The sequence below is a fragment of the Polaribacter sp. SA4-10 genome, from assembly GCF_002163835.1.
GTDB lineage: Bacteria > Bacteroidota > Bacteroidia > Flavobacteriales > Flavobacteriaceae > Polaribacter.
This window is the reverse complement of the sequence record NZ_CP019331.1, coordinates 3,347,416-3,367,376: the sequence shown is the minus strand read 5'-3', so window position 1 is coordinate 3,367,376 and position 19,961 is coordinate 3,347,416. Positions and strand designations below refer to the sequence as shown.

Sequence of the window (19,961 nt, the reverse complement as noted above, 5' to 3'; positions counted from 1 at the left end):
CAACATTTTTTAATAAATTTTAACATTGTTTTATCTACCTGATTTTCAATACATTTTACCCCCTTTTTATAGGGCAAATTGTCAGTTTGAAAGGATTGGCATGTTTTTTGTTTTTATCTATAAAAAAAAGAGTTAAATTTACAACTATATATACTAGATTATGGACGATAATTTTTCACCAAAAGTTAGAGATGTTATAACTTTCAGTAAAGAAGAGGCACTACGTTTAGGGCATGATTTTATTGGGACGGAACACTTACTATTAGGTTTAATTAGAAAAGCAGAAGGAAAAGCAATTGAGATCTTAAATGCATTTGATGTTGACTTAGATTTATTGCGAAAAAAACTGGAGCAACTAAACCCATCAGACCCAACTTTTTCAGATGCTTCTGAAAAGAAAAGTTTGCATTTAACAAGACAAGCAGAAAAAGCACTTAAAACTACGTTTTTAGAAGCTAAATTATATCAAAGTGAATCTATTGATACAGCACACTTATTGTTGTGTATTCTTAGAAATGAAAATGACCCATCAACAAAACTGATTCACAAATATCATGTAAATTATGATGAAGCAAAGGCTTTGTACAAACAGTTGCATGTAGAGGATACAGATGATATAGACGCAGCTTCAACTCCAATTGCAGAAACACCTTCTGATGATGAATTTGCATCAGAAAAATCAAACCCTTTTGATCAACCTCAAAAAGGAAAAGTCGTAAAGAAATCTAAAACTCCGGTTTTAGACAATTTTGGTAGAGACTTAACTACACTTGCCGAATTAGGCAAATTAGATCCTGTTGTTGGTAGACAAAAAGAAATTGAGCGTGTTTCTCAAATTTTAAGTAGAAGAAAGAAAAACAATCCAATGTTAATTGGAGAACCTGGTGTTGGTAAATCTGCCATTGCAGAAGGGTTAGCAATTAGAATTGTAGAACGTAAAGTTTCTAGAATTTTATTTGACAAACGCTTGGTTTCTTTAGACTTAGCAAGTTTGGTTGCAGGTACAAAATATAGAGGTCAGTTTGAAGAACGTATGAAAGCGTTAATGAATGAGCTTGAAAAAAATGATGATATCATTTTATTTATAGATGAAATTCATACGATTGTTGGTGCCGGAGGAGCAACGGGTTCTTTAGATGCATCTAACATGTTAAAACCCGCTTTAGCAAGAGGCGAAATACAATGTATTGGCGCTACAACTTTAGATGAGTTTAGAACAAATATTGAAAAAGATGGCGCTTTAGAACGTCGTTTTCAAAAAGTAATTGTAGATCCAACTTCTGTTGAAGAAACAATACAAATATTACAAAATATTAAAAGTAAATATGAAGAACATCATAATGTATCTTATACAGATGATGCTATTGAAGCTTGTGTAAAATTAACGAATCGGTATATGACAGATCGTTTTTTACCAGACAAAGCAATTGATGCTTTAGATGAAGCGGGTTCTAGAATTCATATTACAAACATTGTGGTTCCTAAACAGGTTTTAGAACTAGAAGCAAAGTTAGTCGTTATCCGTGATCGTAAAACAAAAGCAGTAAATGGGCAAAAATATGAAGAAGCTGCCAAGTTGCGTGATGATGAAAAAAACATGGAAGCTGCGTTAGATTCTGCTCAAAAACAATGGGAAGAAGATTCTAAACTAAATAAAGAAATTGTTACAGAAGATAATGTTGCAGAAGTAGTTTCTATGATGACAGGAATTCCTGTAAATAGAGTTGCTGAAGCAGAAAGCCATAAACTACACGAATTACCAGATTTAATTAAAGGTAAAGTTGTTGGACAAAATGAAGCGGTAACTAAAGTTGTAAAAGCAATACAACGTAATAGAGTTGGGTTAAAAGATCCAAACAAACCAATTGGTTCTTTTATTTTCTTAGGACAAACAGGTGTTGGAAAAACGCAGTTAGCTAAAGTTTTAGCACGCGAATTATTTGATTCTGATGATTCACTTATTAGAATTGACATGAGTGAATACATGGAGAAATTCGCTATTTCTCGTTTAATTGGAGCGCCTCCTGGTTATGTAGGCTACGAAGAAGGCGGACAATTAACTGAAAAAGTTAGAAGAAAGCCTTATTCTGTAATTCTATTAGATGAAATTGAAAAAGCGCATCCAGATGTGTTTAATATGTTATTACAGATTTTAGATGACGGACATATTACTGACAGTTTAGGTAGAAAAATCGACTTTAGAAATACCATAATTATTATGACTTCTAATATTGGTGCACGCCAATTAAAAGATTTTGGTGGCGGTGTAGGTTTTGGAACTTCTTCTAAAAAAGAACAAGCAGACGCAAATGCTAAATCTGTAATTGAAGGTGCTTTAAAGAAATCTTTTGCTCCAGAATTCTTAAACAGAATAGATGATGTAATTGTATTTAACGCTCTAGAAAGAAGCGATATTCATAAAATTATAGATATTGAGCTAGATAAGTTATTACATAGAATCTCTAGTTTAGGCTATACGTTAGAATTAAGCGAAAAAGCAAAAGATTACATAGCAGACAAAGGTTTTGACAAGAAATACGGGGCAAGACCACTTAAAAGAGCTATACAGAAATACATTGAAGATGCTTTAGCAGAAGAAATTGTAAATTCTAAACTTACAGAAGGGGATACCATTTCTATGGATTTAGATGAGAAAGACAACAAGCTTACCATTAAGATAAAAAAAGGGAAAAAGAAAGAAGAAACAAGAACAGAACCTAAGTCTTAATCTTAAGAATAAATTATAATCCCAAACAAAAGTTTGGGATTTTTTTTGTAATTAAAAATAACTATTTCTGCCTATTAGAATGTTAAAAATAAAACAAGTAACTTCACTCACAATTAATATTTAATTTTGATAAACCCTCATATTAGAACCTTTTAAATATAAAATTGATGTTTTTATTGGAGATCACAAACCATAAAAAAAGAGAATTATCGGTAAAACCTAATCAGTATGAATTAAAAAATAGAAATAACGAAAAAAAGAATGAGTAAAGCTAGTGTCTTGTATCCAAATGACAAAAAAAAACATTTAATATGGACTATTGTTTTAATATTCATCTTCCTATGGTTGGAAAAATTTTAGGAGATTATCTTAAGGGAGCAACTGCAGAAGAAGGTTAAAAAGAGTGTATTCCGGTTTCTATTATACCTTTTGCAGGAATGGAAAATATGTGTTTTAACGCTGTTGATGGTTTTAAAAAAGCACTTGATCCAAATGCTAAAAAAATTATGGAAAATTTAACTAATTTCACAAATATTAAACGAATTATTCAATTAAGTAAAGAACAATAATAGCGTAAATAGAATTCAAAAATATTAATTGAATAGAAACAATTATTTTTATTTAATTTTCAAAATAATAAAATCTAAAACCAATTAGTTTAAGGTTTTTTAGACAAAAAATAGCTATTTTAAATTATTAAAATAGAAGTTGGCTAACTTCAGATATAATTCATTAAAAACGAAGCCATATTAGTGTTAAGTTGGCATTCATTTCTTTTATTAGGGTTTTAAAATACAGTAATAATTGTGTTTATATATTAAATTTATATTATTAAAAAGCATCAAATCGTTTATGACTCATAAATTATCTCAAAAAAATTCACTTACAAAAAAGCATACACAGAATTACAGACAACATTTTGCTTTAAATAGAAATGCAGCAGGTTTTAATATTCAAAAGAAAGAACTTATTTACACTTTGGTTTCGGATAAATCTGATGGTGCTTTTATTTGGGATATTGACAATAATAAGTATATAGATTTAACGATGGGTTTTGGCTCTATACTTTTTGGGCATAATTATGCACCAATTCGTAAGGAAATTGAGAACCAATTAACAAAGAGTTGGTCTGTTGGTCCAATATCTCCATTAGCAGGAAAACTAGCAGAAAAAATTGCATTAGCTACAAATACAGAAAGAGTTGCCTTTTTTAATTCTGGCACCGAAGCAATTATGGTTTCTTTAAGAATTGCAAAAGCGGTTACAAAAAAGAAAAATGTTGTTTTTTTCAAAGGCGCCTATCATGGTACATTTGATCCATTACTTACTCTAAAAAGAGACCAACAAACAAATATTGCCAAAGAATCTATTCCTGGAATTACACAATCTATTTTAAATGAATCTTATGTTTTCGAATACGGTTCAGAAGCGTCTTTAGAGTTTATTAAAAAAAACAAAGATAACATTGCAGCTGTTCTTGTTGAGCCAGTTCAGAGCAGAAACCCAAGTTTTCAACCCATTGCTTTTTTAAAGGAAATACGAAATATTACAGAACAAAATGAGATTGCACTTATTTTTGACGAAGTAATCACTGGTTTTCGAATTGATATTGGAGGTTGCCAAAAACAATTTAACATAAAAGCTGATATTGTTACTTACGGAAAAGTAATTGGCGGTGGATTACCAATAGGTATTGTTGCTGGTAAATCAAAATTTTTAGATGCTATTGATGGTGGATACTGGCAATATGGAGACCAGTCAATTCCAGAAGCAAAATCAACTTTTGTTGCAGGTACATTTTGTCATCATCCTTTAGCAATGGCTACTTCCTTAAAAACATTAGAAATACTCAATTCTACTAACGGCTCACTATTAAATGAAATAAACAATAGAACATCCAATTTTTGCAATAAAATGAATGCCTTTTTTAAAGAGTATTTTCCAAAGTTATCAATTGTTTATTTCGGGTCTTTATTCCGGTTTGTAACTCCGGGAAAGTATAAAGCACTTTATAATCAACTTCTTTTAAATGGAGTTTATATCTGGGAAGGTAGAAACTGTTTTTTATCAGCAGCGCATACAGATGACGTAATTGATTTATTGGAAGATAAAATTAAGTTAAGCTGTAAACAATTAGTAGAAAGCGGTATTATTAAAACTCAAGTATAAATAATTATGAAAAAAGAGATTCTATTTACTGACGGCAAATACTCCATTCAAAGACATCAAGGTATTCCTAAAGAAGCTTTACATTTTTTAGATAGTATTGCCTGGGGAAATGAAGGTGCTATCTATGAACACAAAAATACAGAAGAACATATTAAATTGATAAAAAACCCAGTACTTCTTGCCATTTTTGAAGGTGAAAAAATAAGAGCAACGGCTGTTTTTTCTATGACAACTGTAACTACTAATAGTGAGAAATTTAATTGTAATTATATCAGATATTTTGCTTCATCAAAAGAAATACGTGGCAAAGGAGTTATGAAAAAATTTTCCATAAAAGTGATGGAATTAATTCGTGAAAAGGAGAAAGAAAAAACCATTTATTTTGCTTGTATAGAAAGAGCTAACAAAAGTTCTTATAAAGTTGTAGAAAGTGCGGGTTATAATCCTTTAGGAACGGTAAAAACTTTAGGATTTAGTCGTTTTTTTCCGAAAAAAAAGAAAAAAATCGAACAAATAACTTCAAAAAAAGAAAAAGAAGAAGTTTTAACCTTACTTAAGAAAACCTATGACAACCATGCTTTAACCCAATTCGATTCTTTATTTATTAAAAACAATTATTTTGTTATTCGAGAAAACGGACAAATTATAGCGGGCTGTCAATACCACCGTGCACATTGGGTTATTAACAATATGAAAGGTTTTATAGGAAAAATAGTAATGAACGTAGTGCCTTTAACACCTATTCTTAATAAATTATTTAACCCAAAACGATTCGAATTTTTAGCATTTGAAGGTCTCTTTTTCAAACCTGGTTATGAATCCCAATTATATACTTTATTTGAAGGTTTACTGGCTAAAGAAAAATTAAAATCTTCTCTATTTTGGTTAGGGAATACCTGCCCAATTCGTGAAAAAATTATAACAAAAGGTAAATTAGGTATGATTCATTCATTTATAAAGGATTCTGATGTTGAAATTATGGCTGCTTATAAAAACATAGATGAAGCTAAAATTGAAAATTTAAAATCGAAACCAATATTTGCTTCAGCTTTTGATTACATTTAAGAGTAGCTTTATGAAAAAATATGAAAATTTCGCTAATTTACTAATCAATACAGAAGGATCTGCTCCTATTTATAATTGCCTACTTACCATAAATAGCGCAAAAAAGAATATTAATTATAACATTGCTCTAGGACAAATAGATGCTACTGATAAGAAAATAGCTAGCAATTATCGTTTTAGAACAGGAAGTATTACCAAAACTTTTACATCAACTATTATTTTACAATTAATGGAGGAAGGATTGTTAAAATTAGAAGATCCTTTTCTAGATAGCTTACAAAATGTGGAAACAAAGAAAATCCTATCAGAAATATTATTTTTTGATACAATTAACTACTCTAATAAAATAACAATAAAAAACTTACTACAACATAAAAGTGGACTTCGAGATTACTTTTCTGATGATGAAAGATTCTTTGCAAATATCAAAAAATATCCAAATCAAGAATGGGATTGGAAAAAGGTTTTAGAAAAATATTTTGAATATGGTTTAAATAAAAAAGGAGTATGTAAGCCAAGTGAAAGCTTTTATTATTCTGATACAAATTATTTACTATTAGCTCTTTTAATTGAAGAATTAACAAACAAAACATATTCTAAAGTACTAGAAGAAAGAATATTAAACCCACTCTCGCTTAATGATACTTATTTAGAATTTTATCAAAACAAAAAAGGTGCTACTCCAGTTATATTTCCATATCATGGAATCTATTCCTTAGAAAATATAAACACCTCATTTGATTGGGGTGGCGGTGGCTTAATATCATCAACAAATGACTTGAATATTTTTATACGATCACTTTTAACCGGTAAATTATTTAATGATCCTAAAACACTTAAACAAATGATTAATTTTGAAGATGACTCAATTATTTCAACTCAAAAAAAAGAAAAAATAGGTTATGGAATGGGACTTCAACAAAAAAAAATAGGAAAGCATAATTTTATTGGACATAATAGTGCGTACGGAGGGATGGTCTTTTATAATTTAGAAACTGATTCTAGTTTTATTCTTAATATAAATCAAGTTTTAGCGCCTCATAAGGCTGAATGGCTTCTAAAAAAAATGGTAGAAGCTTTTTTCCTTTATTAAATAAAAAAGAAAGGACAACTCCACATATATAAATTACAAAATCCTACTAAGTAGAATAATTCTGAAAACTTAATAACACTAAATTTAAACATCAAGAAATTGTAGTTGCTAACTCGTTACTTTTCATATTCTATCGACCTAAGTTTAGCAGTTCATTAGCAAAACCTACCAAAAATCGTCAGAATAAACGTTTATTAAAGCAATAAAAACAGCTAATTTTACAAAAAACAAGTGTAAGAGAACCCAATTCTTACCCAAAACAATTACCAGGTAACACATGCTATTTGTACTTTGGATGCTGAAAAACCTTCAAAAAAAAGTAAAGCAGCATTTCTGAAAATTGATAAAATAGCCGTACTAAATTTTGCAATAGTATATAAAAAAGCAAGTATAAAGCCTTTTGAATTATTAGCTTCTGTTAGCGTAAACATTAAATTAGGTTCCTTTATTTTAAAGAACAAAAGACAGATTAGTAAAAGCGTTAAAGTGATTAAATTATGAATATTATCTAGGACTAATTATTGTTTTCCAAAAACCTGAAGCGCTTAAAAATAAAATGATAGAAAAAGATAGGTATTGGAGTGATAATTTACAAAAGTTTCAAAGGAATTGGAAGAAAATAAAAACAAGAAGATTATTAAAACTGTAACTAGAATAACCTACAAAGCAATTGATTATTTAGACAAAGAAGCTGATATTATAAAGTTTGATATAAACAATATTAAAAAAGGAAAAACTAAAAACACAGTTATCTAAACAAGAATCTAAAAAATTACTTCTAATATTTTAGAGCACTCATTTTTAGACAGGTATAAATACCTGATTTTACCCTGATAATTGGTTAACAATCTCTTTTACACTAAATTGGCTATAAATTAAGTATTTTTAAAAAAAAACTCATGAAAACAATTAAATCTATTTTTATACTATCTCTTTTTTTAAGTAGTTTCATTTCTTGTAAAAGTGATGCAAAAAAAAAGGAATCCGCAGCAACAGATATTAAAATATCTGTTATTAAAAAAAACCCAACATTTTTATTCTTATCTGATATTCACTTAGATTCTTTTAGAGAAACTACAGATTACAAAGAAGATACTGGAATGATCTTATGGAAGGCTTTTCTTGCCAAAGCCGATGCCGTTATTAAAAAAAACGATCCAGACTTTATTATCTATACGGGAGACCTTCCTTCTCATTTAAAGATATGGCGTTTACTACCTCAAAGTGCAAGAGGTAAGCATAACAAAAATATAAGTACTATTTTATTTGGTTTAAAAGATTTAGCTACTAAAAATAAAAAAACATTGCTATATCTTCCAGGAAACAACGATGGAATAGCGGGAGACTATGCTTCTTACGCCGATGAAAAAGATAACATTCCCACAGATTTAATTCCAGAAAAAAACAACCCTTATCCTGCGTTAAATATTAACAAAACAGGCACAAAAGCTCCTGTAATGGTTTCTAATCCAGCACCCAAATTGGGATACTATTCTGCAAGACCTATTGAAGGTTTGCGAATTATTTCTTTAAACACCGTCATACATTCTGCTAACTATTTTAATGCCGATGATGGCTCACAAAATGCCGATGCAAAACAGCAAATGACTTGGCTTGTCAACCAATTAAAAGAGGCAAAAAGTATTGGAGAAAAAGCATATATTGCAATGCATATTCCACCAGGAATAGATGCATTTGGATATAAAAAAAAAGGTATGGATGCAACTAACTGGAAACAATTACCCGCACCAAATGATTGGAACAATCAGTTTTTAAAAATTGTTTCTCAATACCCAACAACTATTACCGGAATTTTATACGGACATACACATATGGATGAGTTTAGAAGATTGTATAATCATTCTGGAAAAAACATTACAGAAATTGCCATTAGTTGCCCAGGTGTAACACCAATACACAGGAACAATCCTGGTTTTAAATTGGTTTCTTATGATGCCACTTCTAAAGAATTAATGGATTTTACCACCTACCATACCATTCCTTCTGCAACAATCTGGGGAGATGCATCCTATTCTTTTAATAAAAAGTTTGGGTACGCAACTAATAAAACAATGTACGAAAATCTAAGTTCAGATTCATTGTCTAACATTCATACAAAACTAGATGCTATTTATACTGTATTGCACGGAGCTGCGGGGTATGATATTTCTCCAGGTATTGAAGTGAAGACAGAAAAATAAACAACCTTTTAAATACTATTTAAAAAGCCCAAACAAAAGTTTGGGCTTTTTTATTTTACCCAAACTAGTCGTTAATACTTAGTTTAGATGGAAACCCTCAATTCTCTTGACTTTACAAAAATTTTAAATTAACTTCGTTATTGTCTGATATAAGTCCTTAAAACGGACTCATATCATTAAAGTTAACATTAATTACAACCAAACAAAAAAAGCTCCTCCAAAGAGAGTCTTGTTCATCATTAAAGAGAGAGAGAGCTCCTTATTAAATTACATTTTCACGATGTTAAAATTATTGCTCATAATCATAAGATCCCCATCTCCAGAACAGCAATAATCATTTGCAAACTGCATTGAAATTGTATCATTAGCGTTCAGTACTAAAAACAAAGACCTTGCCAAAGAAGTCTGTTCATCACAATATCCAGTTCCGACGCCAGAAGAAATGATTGAACTATTTATCGTAAATCCATTGATGGAAATACTTAATTCTGCTTGAGTTGATTGACCGCAACCAAATTGCTTAATTACCGCGTCATAATTAATTAAATATTTACCACTAATCAAAACAGTTATCTCCTCTATACTGCTGTTATATAAATAACCTGATTCAATTAAAGCAGTATAGCCTAAATCCAATTTAGCTACAGAAGATGGATAATTGAATCGTGAAGAATTAATTTCATTGAAAAATTGGGCTGCGGGATGAGTTGCTGTTACAACGTTATCTGTAATTTCTACCCCTTCTCCAGCGGTATAAACCTCAACGTTATCTGCGGTCTTTGCGTGTAAAGCATAAGGAACACTTAACAATTGGCTAGTACTTGTAAGGGCATAACTATTCCCGCCCGTTGGGTCGATTTCTATTTTTATAAAGTACGGGCCATAAGACCAATTAATAGTATTAAATACTCCAGAAGCGACAGTTCCGTATCCTATTTCTATACTGACCAAGCCGTTACTATTGGTTGTAGGTGTTTGGGTTTCCACATAAACAGAAGACCCCGGATTTGCTAAACCTCCTCCTTGCAAAATACTTATTTGCATCCCTACTAGTTTGTTTGTAACCAAAGAACCACTGCCATTTCTTACTACGGCCTGATAACTCATTTTCTCTGGAGCCCCCTTTAAAATTAAATAGAGCATTGATTCCTTTCCAATATTATATTCAATTAACATTCTCCCATCATGAATTATTGTTCCTTCAAAAAGAAGTCTTTGCTCATTAGGTGGTATACCTACTTTATCCTGAATTTTTTGTTTTACGTTCTCTATAGAGTCAGTTGACTCAACATCTAAAGTAATAATTTCTCCGGTTAAGGTTGTTACAAAAATCTGCATGGAAGCAGAAATTGAAAATGAGTTTAAGAATAAAAAAGAAATGAGCAAAAAGGTGTATCGTTTTTTCATGTTTTTATATTTTTTATAGTATTCGTGAATACTGCGTATTTCATACTGTTCAAATTTTAATGATTTTTAATGCTTAGCTGTTTTGGCTTATTCACGATTTCAAAAGCAAATATGACTATAAATAAGTGAAAGTAATTCAGTATAAATACCTAAATAAAAGTGATTATGTTACTACATTGTTAATCTTATCAAGATTAAAATCAATAAATTTATAACCAAAGTTTTCAGTATGATATAATCAGACAATGGGTTAGGATGGGTACTTGTTTATAAACTTACAATAGTTAAATCAGGATTGCTTAATATTAATAGCGCTATACTCATTTCCACGCCTTAAGTAAAGTACTACCACAACTTTTAGCTTCTCCTACTAATGTAGAAATCATTTCTTGTAAATAGATTAAATGTCTAGTAAATAATAGTAATGTTAAAAATGAAGTATTTCTCATTTGGTTTTTTTTTTAGAATATTTTGTCTTTTTCGTCCCAAATGGGGAGTTTAGAAGATTGTATAATCATTCTGGAAAAAACATTACAGAAATTGCCATTAGTTGCCCAGGTGTAACACCATTTTATAGCAACAATCCTGGTTTTAAATTGGTTTCTTATGATGCCACTTCTAAAGAATTAATGGATTTTACCACCTACCATACCATTCCTTCTGCAACAACTTGGGGAGATGCATCCTATTCTTTTAATAAAAAGTTTGGGTACGCAACTAATAAAACAATGTACGAAAATCTAAGTTCAGATTCATTGTCTAACATTCATACAAAACTAGATGCTATTTATACTGTATTGCACGGACCTGCGGGGTATGATATTTCTCCAGGTATTGAAGTGAAGACAGAAAAATAAACAACCTTTTAAATACTATTTAAAAAGCCCAAACAAAAGTTTGGGCTTTTTTATTTTACCAAAACTAGTCGTTAATACTTAGTTTAGATGGAAACCCTCAATTCTCTTGACTTTACAAAAATTTTAAATTAACTTCGTTATTGTCTGATATAAGTCCTTAAAACGGACTCATATCATTAAAGTTAGGCAACATCATAAAACAATAAAATGATGTTTAGTAACTCTTTAAATAATGAATTTTCTTCAAAATGAAATATAAAAAATACATAAAAGACGCTATAAATATCTCTGAAATTGGCCTTGGTGGATGGCAATTAGGGCAAGACGGTAGTTGGAAAAGTATGACGGAAATTGAAGCTATTAAACTTGTTCATACATCTTTAGATTTTGGAATCAATTTTTTTGATACGGCTCCAAATTATGGCTTTGGAACTAGTGAGGAGCGATTGGGTAAAGCACTTAAGAAGGCAGACCGCAGTAAAATTGTAATTAACACTAAGTTTGGCCATACGCATACAGGTACTTTAAACTTTAGTTCTAAGTATATCAGAGCATCTTTAGAAGGAAGTTTAAAAAGACTTCAAGTAGATTATATTGACTCATTTATTATTCACAGCCCACCTTCTGAATATTTTGATGGAAATAAAAATGACCATTACGAGATACTCGAGAAGTTAATTGAAGAAGGAAAAATAAAGGCATACGGTGCTTCTTTAGACACCTATGATGATATGAAGTTGTTAATGGATACAACAAATTCTAAAGTGATTGAAACATTTTTTAATATCTTTCATCAAGATACCCTGCAAGGATTTGAAGAAGCACAAACGAATGAAGTTGGTCTCATTGTAAAAATTCCGCTTGATTCTGGTTGGCTAACTGGCAAATACAATGCCCAAAGTACGTTTAATGACATTAGAAGTAGATGGTCTAAAGAAGATATTGAAACCAGAGCGCAACTAGTAAACAACCTTAAGGCTATAACCGGAACAGAAGAAAACCTGGCACAAATAGCAATCGCTTTTTGTTTGGCATATGATGCTGTTTCCACAGTTATTCCTGGTAATATTACTATAGAACAGCTCACAAACAATGTAAAAAGTTCAGAAATTTCTATGCCACAGCATCTTTTAGAAAAACTTGAACAGTTATATCAATCTGAAATTAAAAAACGAAACCTACCCTGGTAATAAAATAAACGTTGCCTCAAAATAGCTATAAGTAATTGCTTGTTCTTGCCTACTTCTAAATATCGGCATCGGCTTTCAGTATAGTGTGTACTTGTAAAGTTAAATGATAAACCATTCAACTACCCATAGCCCAGACCGTTTGAACTTTTTTACTTCACCTAAACTGGGTATTAATACCCCTTTTTAAGTGGAAACCCTTAATTATCTTCACTTTAAAGAAATTTAAACTAACTTCACTCCGTTATCGTTTGAAATAAGTCATTAAAATGGATTTATATCATTAAAGTTGTACATAATTTGAGAAAAACATCCAACTAAAAATCATTTATTAAATGAGTAAAAAAAGTAATCAAATTGAGAAAGAATTAACTGAATTCCTAAAAGCTGAATTACCTAATGAACTATACCATTACACAAACTTAAATGGATTGAGCGGAATTATAAATAGTTCAGAGCTTTGGTTAAGTAATTTATATTTTCTAAATGATAAAAACGAGTTCGAATTAGGGCTGAAATTCGTAATAGAACAACTTGAATCTTACAAAGGTGGATTCTCAGTTTTAAAACCTACGAAATACTTTATTGAAGCATTAGAAAAAGCTATTGATTTTATAAAAGAAAAAGATGCACCATATATATTATCGATGACTGCTAACAATGATTTATTAAGTCAATGGAGAGGTTATACAAATAATGGGGTTGGTGTTAATGTTGGTTTTAATAAAAAATTCTTTACAGAAAATGATTTAAAAGTTTATAAATGCATTTATAATATTGAAAAACAAAAAGAAATAATCGACCATATATTAACTCAATCAATATTTATGTTCATTGGAATTGCTGATTCTCAAGGAATATTTAAAGATTCTGAGGATATTGATTTCAGCCAATATGATAAAGCTGTAACTATTGCTGGACAATATTTTATTGATAAAACTATATTTTTTTGTAGCCTAATAAAGGATAAAAGCTTTGAAGAAGAAGATGAGTGGAGATTACTTTTATTAGATGAAGAAAGTGAAATTAATTTTGTTAATATTGGGAATTATTTTAAACCTTTCAAAAAATTAAAAATTAAAGATTTAAACGACAGCATTAATAACATAATGATGGGACCAAATTCTGAACAAGCACTATGTGTTTCATCTATAAAAATGTTATTGAAAAAACATAAAATAGAAATTGAAAAATTGAAGAATAGTGAAATACCATATAGAAATTAAAAACCGTGCTTAACACAGTATAAAAAAAATGCCTAGTTTATTACTTGACCAAAGGTCGTTGCAATTTTGTTACATCTGATTTTCCTGCAGAAAATGCTCGCACACAAAAACACAACTATTCATATACAAGCAAAATAACAAAACCTCCAAACACACCTCACAATACCTTTAAAAAATATTAAAACAGCTCTTCAGAATCAATTTCTAAAGAAGTAATAAATTTAGAAGCATTTACAAGATCATGATGCATAACTCTGTCTTCTTCTACAATAGTTACTTCTTTTCTAAACATTGTTATGATAGATTCTAAAAACGGAGACGTTTTTCCGTTTCCAAAACTTAATGCTTGTGAAGCTGTAAATAATTCTATTGCAAGAATTGTTTGTAAATTATCTACTATTTTTTTACATTTTGTGGCAGCATTTGCACCCATAGAAACATGATCTTCTTGTCCGTTACTAGACTCAATAGAATCTACACTTGCGGGAGTTGCATATTGTTTATTCTGACTTACAATACTTGCTGCTGTGTATTGCGGAATCATAAAACCTGAATTTAAACCCGGGTTTGAAACTAAAAAAGGCGGTAAATGTCTATGACCAGAAACTAATTGATAGGTTCTTCTTTCAGAAATATTACCTAGTTCAGACAACGCTATTGCTAAAAAATCGAGTCCTAAAGCTAATGGTTGTCCGTGAAAATTTCCACCAGAAATAATTTCATCTTCTTCTACAAATATATTTGGATTGTCTGTTACCGAATTTATTTCCGTTAAAAAAGTAGTTGTTACAAAACGGATTGTGTCTTTTGATGCTCCATGAACTTGTGGCATACATCTAAAAGAATACGGATCCTGCACATGTTGTTTTTCTTGAGAAATTAAAGTGCTTTCTTTTAAGAAACCTTTTATTCTTTGGGCTGTTTTTATTTGTCCGTTATGTGGTCTTGCAAAATGAATTAATTCATTGAAAGGCTCTATTCTTCCATCAAAACCTTCTAAAGAAATACTACCTATTAGATCTGATAAATAAGATAATTTATGCGCTTTTAGTAAATTAAAAATACCATAAGCACTCATAAATTGTGTTCCGTTTAACAACGCTAAACCTTCTTTAGATTGCAAATTAATTTTCTCCCAAGAAAAAATTTCTAACAATTTTTCAGAGGCAATTTTTTTACCTTTATAAAACACCTCTCCAAGACCAATTAATGGTAAAGATAAATGTGCCAAAGGCGATAAATCTCCAGAAGCTCCTAAGGAACCTTGCGTATAGATTACAGGTAAAATATCATTATTATAAAAATCAAGCAATCTATTAACCGTTGCCAACTGAACACCAGAATGACCATAACTTAATGCTTGAATCTTAAACAAGATCATCAGTTTTACAATCTCATTTGGCACTTCATCTCCGGTACCACAAGCATGACTCATTACTAGATTTTCTTGTAACTTCTGTAAATTATGTCCATCAATCTTTACATTATACAAAGCTCCAAAGCCAGTATTAATACCATAAATTGGCTTCGAAATCGATTTCGTTTTTTCATCTAAATAAGCCCTACATTTTTCGATTTTTTGAATCGCAGTTTCAGACAAAGCTAATTTTATATCCGAAGAAATAATTTCTTGAATTTTAGTTAAATCTAATGGATTAGTATCAATATAATGAAATGAGTTCATAGTTGTTGTTTTCAGTTGCCAAAAATGCAAATTAGCATCTGTATATACAAGTATTTTTAACTATTATTCTATCTATTATGTTTTATATTTGCCTTCGCATTATAAATATATAAAAAATGAAGAATTTAAATATCGTTCTTTTTGCATTACTAGTTATTGCTTCTTGTACAAAAGAACATTCTAAAGAATTTTTAACGCTTTCTGGAAAATTAGAAAATAATAAAGATTCTTTAATTACAATTACTGGAAGAACAGGAGTTTTAAAAACAATAAAGATAAATGAAGATGGTTCTTTTAACGATACTTTAAAAGTTGCAAAAGGAGATATCTATACTTTTGAAACGAGTAAAGCAAAAAGAATTCCTCTTTATTTAAAAAATGGATTTGATTTAACTTTAACGGGTAATTCTGATGAATTTATGACGAGTCTTAAATATGAAGGAATTGGTTCTTCTAACAGTAATTTTATAGTATCACAAATAAATTTAAGTCAAAAAATTGGAAGTACTGCTGCAATTTTTGAGTTAGAAAAAGAAGGTTTTGATAAAAAAGTAGCTTCATTAAAAAGTAATTTTGACAGCATTTTATTCTCTTATAAAGATTTAGACAGCACTTTAATTGCAACTGCTAATCAACAAAATAAACAAATGGTTGATTATTTTGAAATGACGTATGCTAAAAATCTTACAATGAAAATTGGTAAACCTTCTCCTAAGTTTGAAGGTTATATTGATATTAAAGGAGGTAAAAAATCTTTAGCTTCCTTTAAAGGCAAGTTTGTTTATATTGATGTTTGGGCAACTTGGTGTGGGCCTTGTATCAAAGAAATTCCTTCTTTAGAAAAACTTGAAAAAGAATATCATAATAAAAACGTAGCGTTTGTAAGTATTTCTACAGATGAATCTAGAAGAAGTGGTGGTTCTTGGGAAGCAGCAGAAAAAAAATGGAGAGATTTTGTAAAGGCAAAACAAATGACTGGAGTTCAACTTTGGGCTGGACAGGATATTTCTTTTCAGCAAGCATATCAAATAAATGCAATTCCAAGATTTATTTTAATTGATCCTTTAGGTAATATTGTTGATACAAATGCACCAAGACCTTCTGATCCAAGATTAAAAGATTTATTTTCTTCTTTGGGTATTTAAACTTAAAAAAGAAGCATAAAAAAAAGCGAAGTTTAATAAACTTCGCTTTTTTTTATGTGATTACTTTATGTACTATTTACTCTTTATAAACACCCATTGCAGCATATTTATCCATTCTCTGAGAAACTAAATCTACCTCCGTTAAATCTTTTAACTCATCAAAAGCAGTAATAATTTGCGCTTCTACAGCTTTAAAAGCTCCTTCTCTATCTGTATGAGCGCCACCAACAGGTTCTTGTATAATTCCGTCAATTAATTTTAATCGCTTCATATCTGTACCTGTCAATTTTAATGCAGCAGCAGCTTGTTCTTTATACTCCCAACTTCTCCATAAAATAGAAGAACAAGATTCTGGAGAAATAACCGTATACCAAGTATTTTCCATCATATATACTCTATCTCCTACTCCAATACCTACAGCACCACCAGAAGCTCCTTCACCAATTACAACTGTAATAATTGGCGTTTTTAAGCGAGTCATTTCAAGAATATTTCTTGCAATTGCTTCTCCTTGTCCGCGTTCTTCTGCTTCTAAACCAGGATATGCACCAGGTGTATCTAATAAAGTAACAACAGGAATTTTAAATTTCTCTGCCATTTTCATTAAACGCAATGCTTTTCTATAGCCTTCTGGATTTGCCATTCCAAAATTTCTGTACTGGCGCGTTTTAGTATTGTATCCTTTTTGTTGACCAATAAACATAAATGATTGATCGCCAATTTTACCTAAACCACCAATCATGGCTTTATCATCTTTTACATTCCTGTCTCCATGAAGTTCCATAAAGGTATCTCCACAAAGTGCTTTAATATAATCTAATGTATAAGGTCTATTAGGATGTCTAGATAATTGTACTCTTTGCCAAGGTGTAAGATTTTTATAAATATCTTTTCTTGCTATATCTAATTTCTTCTGAATTTTTTTACACGTAGCGCTTACATCTACATCACTTTCTTTACCAATAATCTGGCACTTATCTAATTGATCTAAAAGCTCTTTGATAGGCATTTCAAAATCTAAATATTCCATATAGCAGTAATTTGATTTTAGTTGTTTGTAAGGACAAACATACTATAAAATTAATTGTTTTATTTAAAAATAAGTTACTTTTTTCTAACAGTTTTTCCTTTAATTTTACTTTTAATGGTTGCGCTGTTTTTAATAATTCCGTTTAACAAAACCACAAATAAAACAATACCTGCACCAAAATAAAAGGCTGGATTCATCTTTTCTTTATCTCCAAAGATAAATATTGCTAAAATAATGGCATAAATAGGCTCTAAATTTATGGTTAACATTACGGTGTATGGCGATAAATATTTCATCACTTTAACAGAAGCAATAAAAGCATATGCGGTACAAATGCTACTTAAAAGGACTAAATAGAACCAATCTGAGTTTTTTAATTGAAAAAATGGAGCTGTAAATGCATTACTATAAACTAAATAGACTGTTATAAAGAGTGCGCCAAATAGTAATTGATATATAGAAATAATACTTGCCGTGTATTTTTTGATAAATAACCCATTTAAAACAGCAAATAAAGCACCTAAAAATGAAGCAATTAATGCGTAAATAATTCCTAGTTTATATTGACTTTCAAAATTAAAAATGATGTACAAACCAACGATAACAAATAGTCCTAATAAAATTTCTACTGATTTTATTTTCCTTCTAAAAAAAATAGGTTCTATTAAAGAGGTAAAAAACGCACCAGTACTCATTGTTACCAAAGCCACAGAAACATTTGAGACTTTTATCGCTTTAAAAAAGAAAATCCAATGTAGCGCAATAATAATTCCAGTTATTAAAAACTTTACAATTCCTTTTGCATCTACTTTAAATGATTTGTTTTTTAGAATAAAGTAAATGACAATAAATACAACTGCCAAACACATTCTATACCAAACCAACGGAATTGCATCAATAGTAATTAATGCTCCTAAAATAGCAGTAAACCCCCAAATAAAAACAATGAGATGTAATAATAGGTAGTTTTTAAACCTACTTTCTTGCATAGAAATATAGATAAATAGCTACACAGCCAAAGAAAATATTAGGTATCCAAACATATAAGAGAGAGTCTACGCCTGCTACAGCTCCTAAAACCTCAGCTATTTTCATTAAAAAAACATACAGAAACATAATACCAATTCCTATTGCTAAATTTACTCCTGTACCTCCTCTTCTTTTTCTATACGCTAATGCAACTGCAATAATTGTTAAAATATAAGAGGCAAATGGTAAGCTTGTTCTTTTATGAAACTCTACTAAATAGGCATTCAAGTTTTTAACACCTCTTTTTCTAGAAATATTAATAAATTTTAACAACTCATCTGAAGGCATTTCTTGTGCCAATGCAGATTTATATATTAAATCTTTTGGCGTGAAATTAAAAACGGTATCAATTTTAGATCCAGAAAAAATACTATCATGGCTTTTGTAAATAACTCTTTTTCTCCAATTTGTTAAACCAAAAATAGAATCTTTAACATTGTATTTAATATTATCTGCCACTAATTTAGATTTTAGCTTTAAGCCATCATAAAGTTCTGAAGTAAAATCATAGCCAGAATTAGTCATTGTATTATATCTTCTTATAAAAATATAGGTACTGTCTGTTAACTGTAGGCTAAAATCTGTTACATATTTTGCCTTGTTCTTTTGACTACTGCTTTTTATAAACTCTTTTTCGAAATTTTTTCTTATTTTACTACTATTAGGCACTACAAAATGATTCATACCTAATGAAATAAGCGTCACCAAAGTTGCGCCTACAAAATACGGATATAAAAAACGTGTAAAGGATACTTTTGCATTTGTAATTGCTATTATTTCTGTATTATTAGATAGTTTTGACGTAAATAAAATTACAGCAATAAATAATGCTAATGGCATAAAAGTATTTGCATAATAGATGATAAAATTTCTATAATACTCATCTACAATCTGATAAAAACCTAGATCTGGGTGCTCTAAAAAATTGTCAATCTTTTCAGAAATATCTATTGCCATTGCAATAGGTATTAAGATTAACAAGGTAAACACAAAGGTTACCAAATAACGTTTTAATATGTACCTGTCTATAATCTTCACTTATCTTGTGTAATTGTTAACTTTTTAATTGTGTAACTGATTAATTATGCAACTGTGCAACTGTGCAACTGTAAACTGTGTAACTGTGTTACTGTTTATTGT

At 29.9% G+C, this 19,961-nt stretch carries 18 protein-coding genes; 11 read left to right on the top strand and 7 right to left on the bottom strand.

What is annotated here, in order from left to right:
- Positions 1 to 160 precede the first annotated feature (160 nt).
- The 5 genes from BTO04_RS14820 to BTO04_RS14805 all read left to right on the top strand — a co-directional run bounded on the left by BTO04_RS14820 (position 161) and on the right by BTO04_RS14805 (position 7,055).
- Positions 161 to 2,728: an ATP-dependent Clp protease ATP-binding subunit gene (locus tag BTO04_RS14820; protein WP_087565235.1), complete on the top strand. Its 2,568-nt coding sequence runs from the start codon at positions 161 to 163 to the stop codon at positions 2,726 to 2,728.
- A gap of 437 nt (positions 2,729 to 3,165) precedes the next feature.
- Positions 3,166 to 3,297 carry a hypothetical protein gene (locus BTO04_RS15680; RefSeq protein ID WP_302849202.1) on the top strand — a complete coding sequence of 44 codons (132 nt, stop codon included), beginning with the start codon at positions 3,166 to 3,168 and terminating at the stop codon, positions 3,295 to 3,297.
- 283 nt (positions 3,298 to 3,580) lie between these two features.
- Complete coding sequence (locus tag BTO04_RS14815; RefSeq protein ID WP_087565234.1) at positions 3,581 to 4,897, top strand: aminotransferase class III-fold pyridoxal phosphate-dependent enzyme; 1,317 nt, start codon at positions 3,581 to 3,583, stop codon at positions 4,895 to 4,897.
- 6 nt (positions 4,898 to 4,903) lie between these two features.
- Complete coding sequence (locus BTO04_RS14810) at positions 4,904 to 5,962, top strand: GNAT family N-acetyltransferase (protein ID WP_087565233.1); 1,059 nt, start codon at positions 4,904 to 4,906, stop codon at positions 5,960 to 5,962.
- Positions 5,963 to 5,972: 10 nt separating this feature from the next.
- Positions 5,973 to 7,055 (top strand): serine hydrolase, encoded by a 1,083-nt coding sequence (locus BTO04_RS14805; RefSeq protein ID WP_087565232.1) that lies wholly within the window; start codon positions 5,973 to 5,975, stop codon positions 7,053 to 7,055.
- 263 nt (positions 7,056 to 7,318) lie between these two features.
- On the opposite strand, the gene BTO04_RS15430 is transcribed toward BTO04_RS14805, so the two are convergent.
- Positions 7,319 to 7,486 (bottom strand): hypothetical protein, encoded by a 168-nt coding sequence (locus BTO04_RS15430; RefSeq protein WP_198342082.1) that lies wholly within the window; start codon positions 7,484 to 7,486, stop codon positions 7,319 to 7,321.
- 178 nt (positions 7,487 to 7,664) lie between these two features.
- Between BTO04_RS15430 and BTO04_RS15280 the strand changes: the two genes are divergently transcribed.
- Positions 7,665 to 7,811 carry a hypothetical protein gene (locus tag BTO04_RS15280; RefSeq protein WP_157662479.1) on the top strand — a complete coding sequence of 49 codons (147 nt, stop codon included), beginning with the start codon at positions 7,665 to 7,667 and terminating at the stop codon, positions 7,809 to 7,811.
- Positions 7,812 to 7,954: 143 nt separating this feature from the next.
- On the top strand, positions 7,955 to 9,256 hold the full coding sequence (locus BTO04_RS14795; RefSeq protein ID WP_087565230.1) for a metallophosphoesterase: 1,302 nt from the start codon (positions 7,955 to 7,957) through the stop codon (positions 9,254 to 9,256).
- A 267-nt stretch (positions 9,257 to 9,523) separates the two neighbouring features.
- Here the strand turns inward: BTO04_RS14795 and BTO04_RS15425 are convergent, their stop codons facing one another.
- Both BTO04_RS15425 and BTO04_RS15675 read right to left on the bottom strand, forming a co-directional pair.
- On the bottom strand, positions 9,524 to 10,663 hold the full coding sequence (locus BTO04_RS15425) for a ubiquitin-like protein (RefSeq protein WP_198342081.1): 1,140 nt from the start codon (positions 10,661 to 10,663) through the stop codon (positions 9,524 to 9,526).
- 320 nt (positions 10,664 to 10,983) lie between these two features.
- Positions 10,984 to 11,112: a hypothetical protein gene (locus BTO04_RS15675; protein WP_302849201.1), complete on the bottom strand. Its 129-nt coding sequence runs from the start codon at positions 11,110 to 11,112 to the stop codon at positions 10,984 to 10,986.
- Here BTO04_RS15675 and BTO04_RS14785 point away from each other — a divergent pair, their 5' ends adjacent.
- From BTO04_RS14785 to BTO04_RS14775, 3 genes are all read left to right on the top strand, one after another.
- Positions 11,113 to 11,520: a hypothetical protein gene (locus tag BTO04_RS14785; protein ID WP_157662478.1), complete on the top strand. Its 408-nt coding sequence runs from the start codon at positions 11,113 to 11,115 to the stop codon at positions 11,518 to 11,520.
- A gap of 248 nt (positions 11,521 to 11,768) precedes the next feature.
- Positions 11,769 to 12,710 carry an aldo/keto reductase gene (locus BTO04_RS14780; RefSeq protein WP_087565228.1) on the top strand — a complete coding sequence of 314 codons (942 nt, stop codon included), beginning with the start codon at positions 11,769 to 11,771 and terminating at the stop codon, positions 12,708 to 12,710.
- Between the two features lie 332 nt (positions 12,711 to 13,042).
- Positions 13,043 to 13,933: a DUF2971 domain-containing protein gene (locus BTO04_RS14775; RefSeq protein WP_087565227.1), complete on the top strand. Its 891-nt coding sequence runs from the start codon at positions 13,043 to 13,045 to the stop codon at positions 13,931 to 13,933.
- Positions 13,934 to 14,111: 178 nt separating this feature from the next.
- Here BTO04_RS14775 and hutH read toward each other — a convergent pair whose 3' ends face one another.
- Complete coding sequence (hutH, locus tag BTO04_RS14770) at positions 14,112 to 15,617, bottom strand: histidine ammonia-lyase (RefSeq protein ID WP_087565226.1); 1,506 nt, start codon at positions 15,615 to 15,617, stop codon at positions 14,112 to 14,114.
- Positions 15,618 to 15,733: 116 nt separating this feature from the next.
- Here hutH and BTO04_RS14765 point away from each other — a divergent pair, with 116 nt between their 5' ends.
- Positions 15,734 to 16,762, top strand: coding sequence for a TlpA disulfide reductase family protein (locus tag BTO04_RS14765; protein ID WP_087565225.1), 1,029 nt, complete (start codon positions 15,734 to 15,736; stop codon positions 16,760 to 16,762).
- 76 nt (positions 16,763 to 16,838) lie between these two features.
- Here the strand turns inward: BTO04_RS14765 and BTO04_RS14760 are convergent, their stop codons facing one another.
- The 3 genes from BTO04_RS14760 to BTO04_RS14750 all read right to left on the bottom strand — a co-directional run bounded on the left by BTO04_RS14760 (position 16,839) and on the right by BTO04_RS14750 (position 19,859).
- The gene (locus tag BTO04_RS14760) at positions 16,839 to 17,792 is read right to left on the bottom strand and encodes an acetyl-CoA carboxylase carboxyltransferase subunit alpha (RefSeq protein WP_087565224.1); all 954 of its coding nucleotides are present in this window, start codon (positions 17,790 to 17,792) and stop codon (positions 16,839 to 16,841) included.
- Positions 17,793 to 17,866: 74 nt separating this feature from the next.
- The gene (locus BTO04_RS14755) at positions 17,867 to 18,781 is read right to left on the bottom strand and encodes a DMT family transporter (RefSeq protein WP_087565223.1); all 915 of its coding nucleotides are present in this window, start codon (positions 18,779 to 18,781) and stop codon (positions 17,867 to 17,869) included.
- Positions 18,768 to 19,859, bottom strand: coding sequence for an LptF/LptG family permease (locus BTO04_RS14750; RefSeq protein ID WP_198342080.1), 1,092 nt, complete (start codon positions 19,857 to 19,859; stop codon positions 18,768 to 18,770). The genes BTO04_RS14755 and BTO04_RS14750 overlap by 14 nt, the downstream gene beginning before the upstream one ends.
- Positions 19,860 to 19,961: the final 102 nt, after the last annotated feature.

Excerpts from the sequence above, each read along its gene's own strand:
- BTO04_RS14820 (WP_087565235.1), top strand. The coding sequence starts at position 161 with ATGGACGATAATTTTTCACCAAAAGTTAGAGATGTTATAACTTTCAGT.
- BTO04_RS15430 (WP_198342082.1), bottom strand. The coding sequence starts at position 7,486 with ATGTTTACGCTAACAGAAGCTAATAATTCAAAAGGCTTTATACTTGCT.
- BTO04_RS14805 (WP_087565232.1), top strand. The coding sequence starts at position 5,973 with ATGAAAAAATATGAAAATTTCGCTAATTTACTAATCAATACAGAAGGA.
- BTO04_RS14795 (WP_087565230.1), top strand. The coding sequence starts at position 7,955 with ATGAAAACAATTAAATCTATTTTTATACTATCTCTTTTTTTAAGTAGT.
- BTO04_RS15675 (WP_302849201.1), bottom strand. The coding sequence starts at position 11,112 with ATGAGAAATACTTCATTTTTAACATTACTATTATTTACTAGACATTTA.
- BTO04_RS15425 (WP_198342081.1), bottom strand. The coding sequence starts at position 10,663 with ATGAAAAAACGATACACCTTTTTGCTCATTTCTTTTTTATTCTTAAAC.
- BTO04_RS14760 (WP_087565224.1), bottom strand. The coding sequence starts at position 17,792 with ATGGAATATTTAGATTTTGAAATGCCTATCAAAGAGCTTTTAGATCAA.
- hutH (WP_087565226.1), bottom strand. The coding sequence starts at position 15,617 with ATGAACTCATTTCATTATATTGATACTAATCCATTAGATTTAACTAAA.
- BTO04_RS14810 (WP_087565233.1), top strand. The coding sequence starts at position 4,904 with ATGAAAAAAGAGATTCTATTTACTGACGGCAAATACTCCATTCAAAGA.
- BTO04_RS14815 (WP_087565234.1), top strand. The coding sequence starts at position 3,581 with ATGACTCATAAATTATCTCAAAAAAATTCACTTACAAAAAAGCATACA.
- BTO04_RS14775 (WP_087565227.1), top strand. The coding sequence starts at position 13,043 with ATGAGTAAAAAAAGTAATCAAATTGAGAAAGAATTAACTGAATTCCTA.
- BTO04_RS14765 (WP_087565225.1), top strand. The coding sequence starts at position 15,734 with ATGAAGAATTTAAATATCGTTCTTTTTGCATTACTAGTTATTGCTTCT.
- BTO04_RS14755 (WP_087565223.1), bottom strand. The coding sequence starts at position 18,781 with ATGCAAGAAAGTAGGTTTAAAAACTACCTATTATTACATCTCATTGTT.
- BTO04_RS15680 (WP_302849202.1), top strand. The coding sequence starts at position 3,166 with ATGGAAAATATGTGTTTTAACGCTGTTGATGGTTTTAAAAAAGCACTT.
- BTO04_RS14780 (WP_087565228.1), top strand. The coding sequence starts at position 11,769 with ATGAAATATAAAAAATACATAAAAGACGCTATAAATATCTCTGAAATT.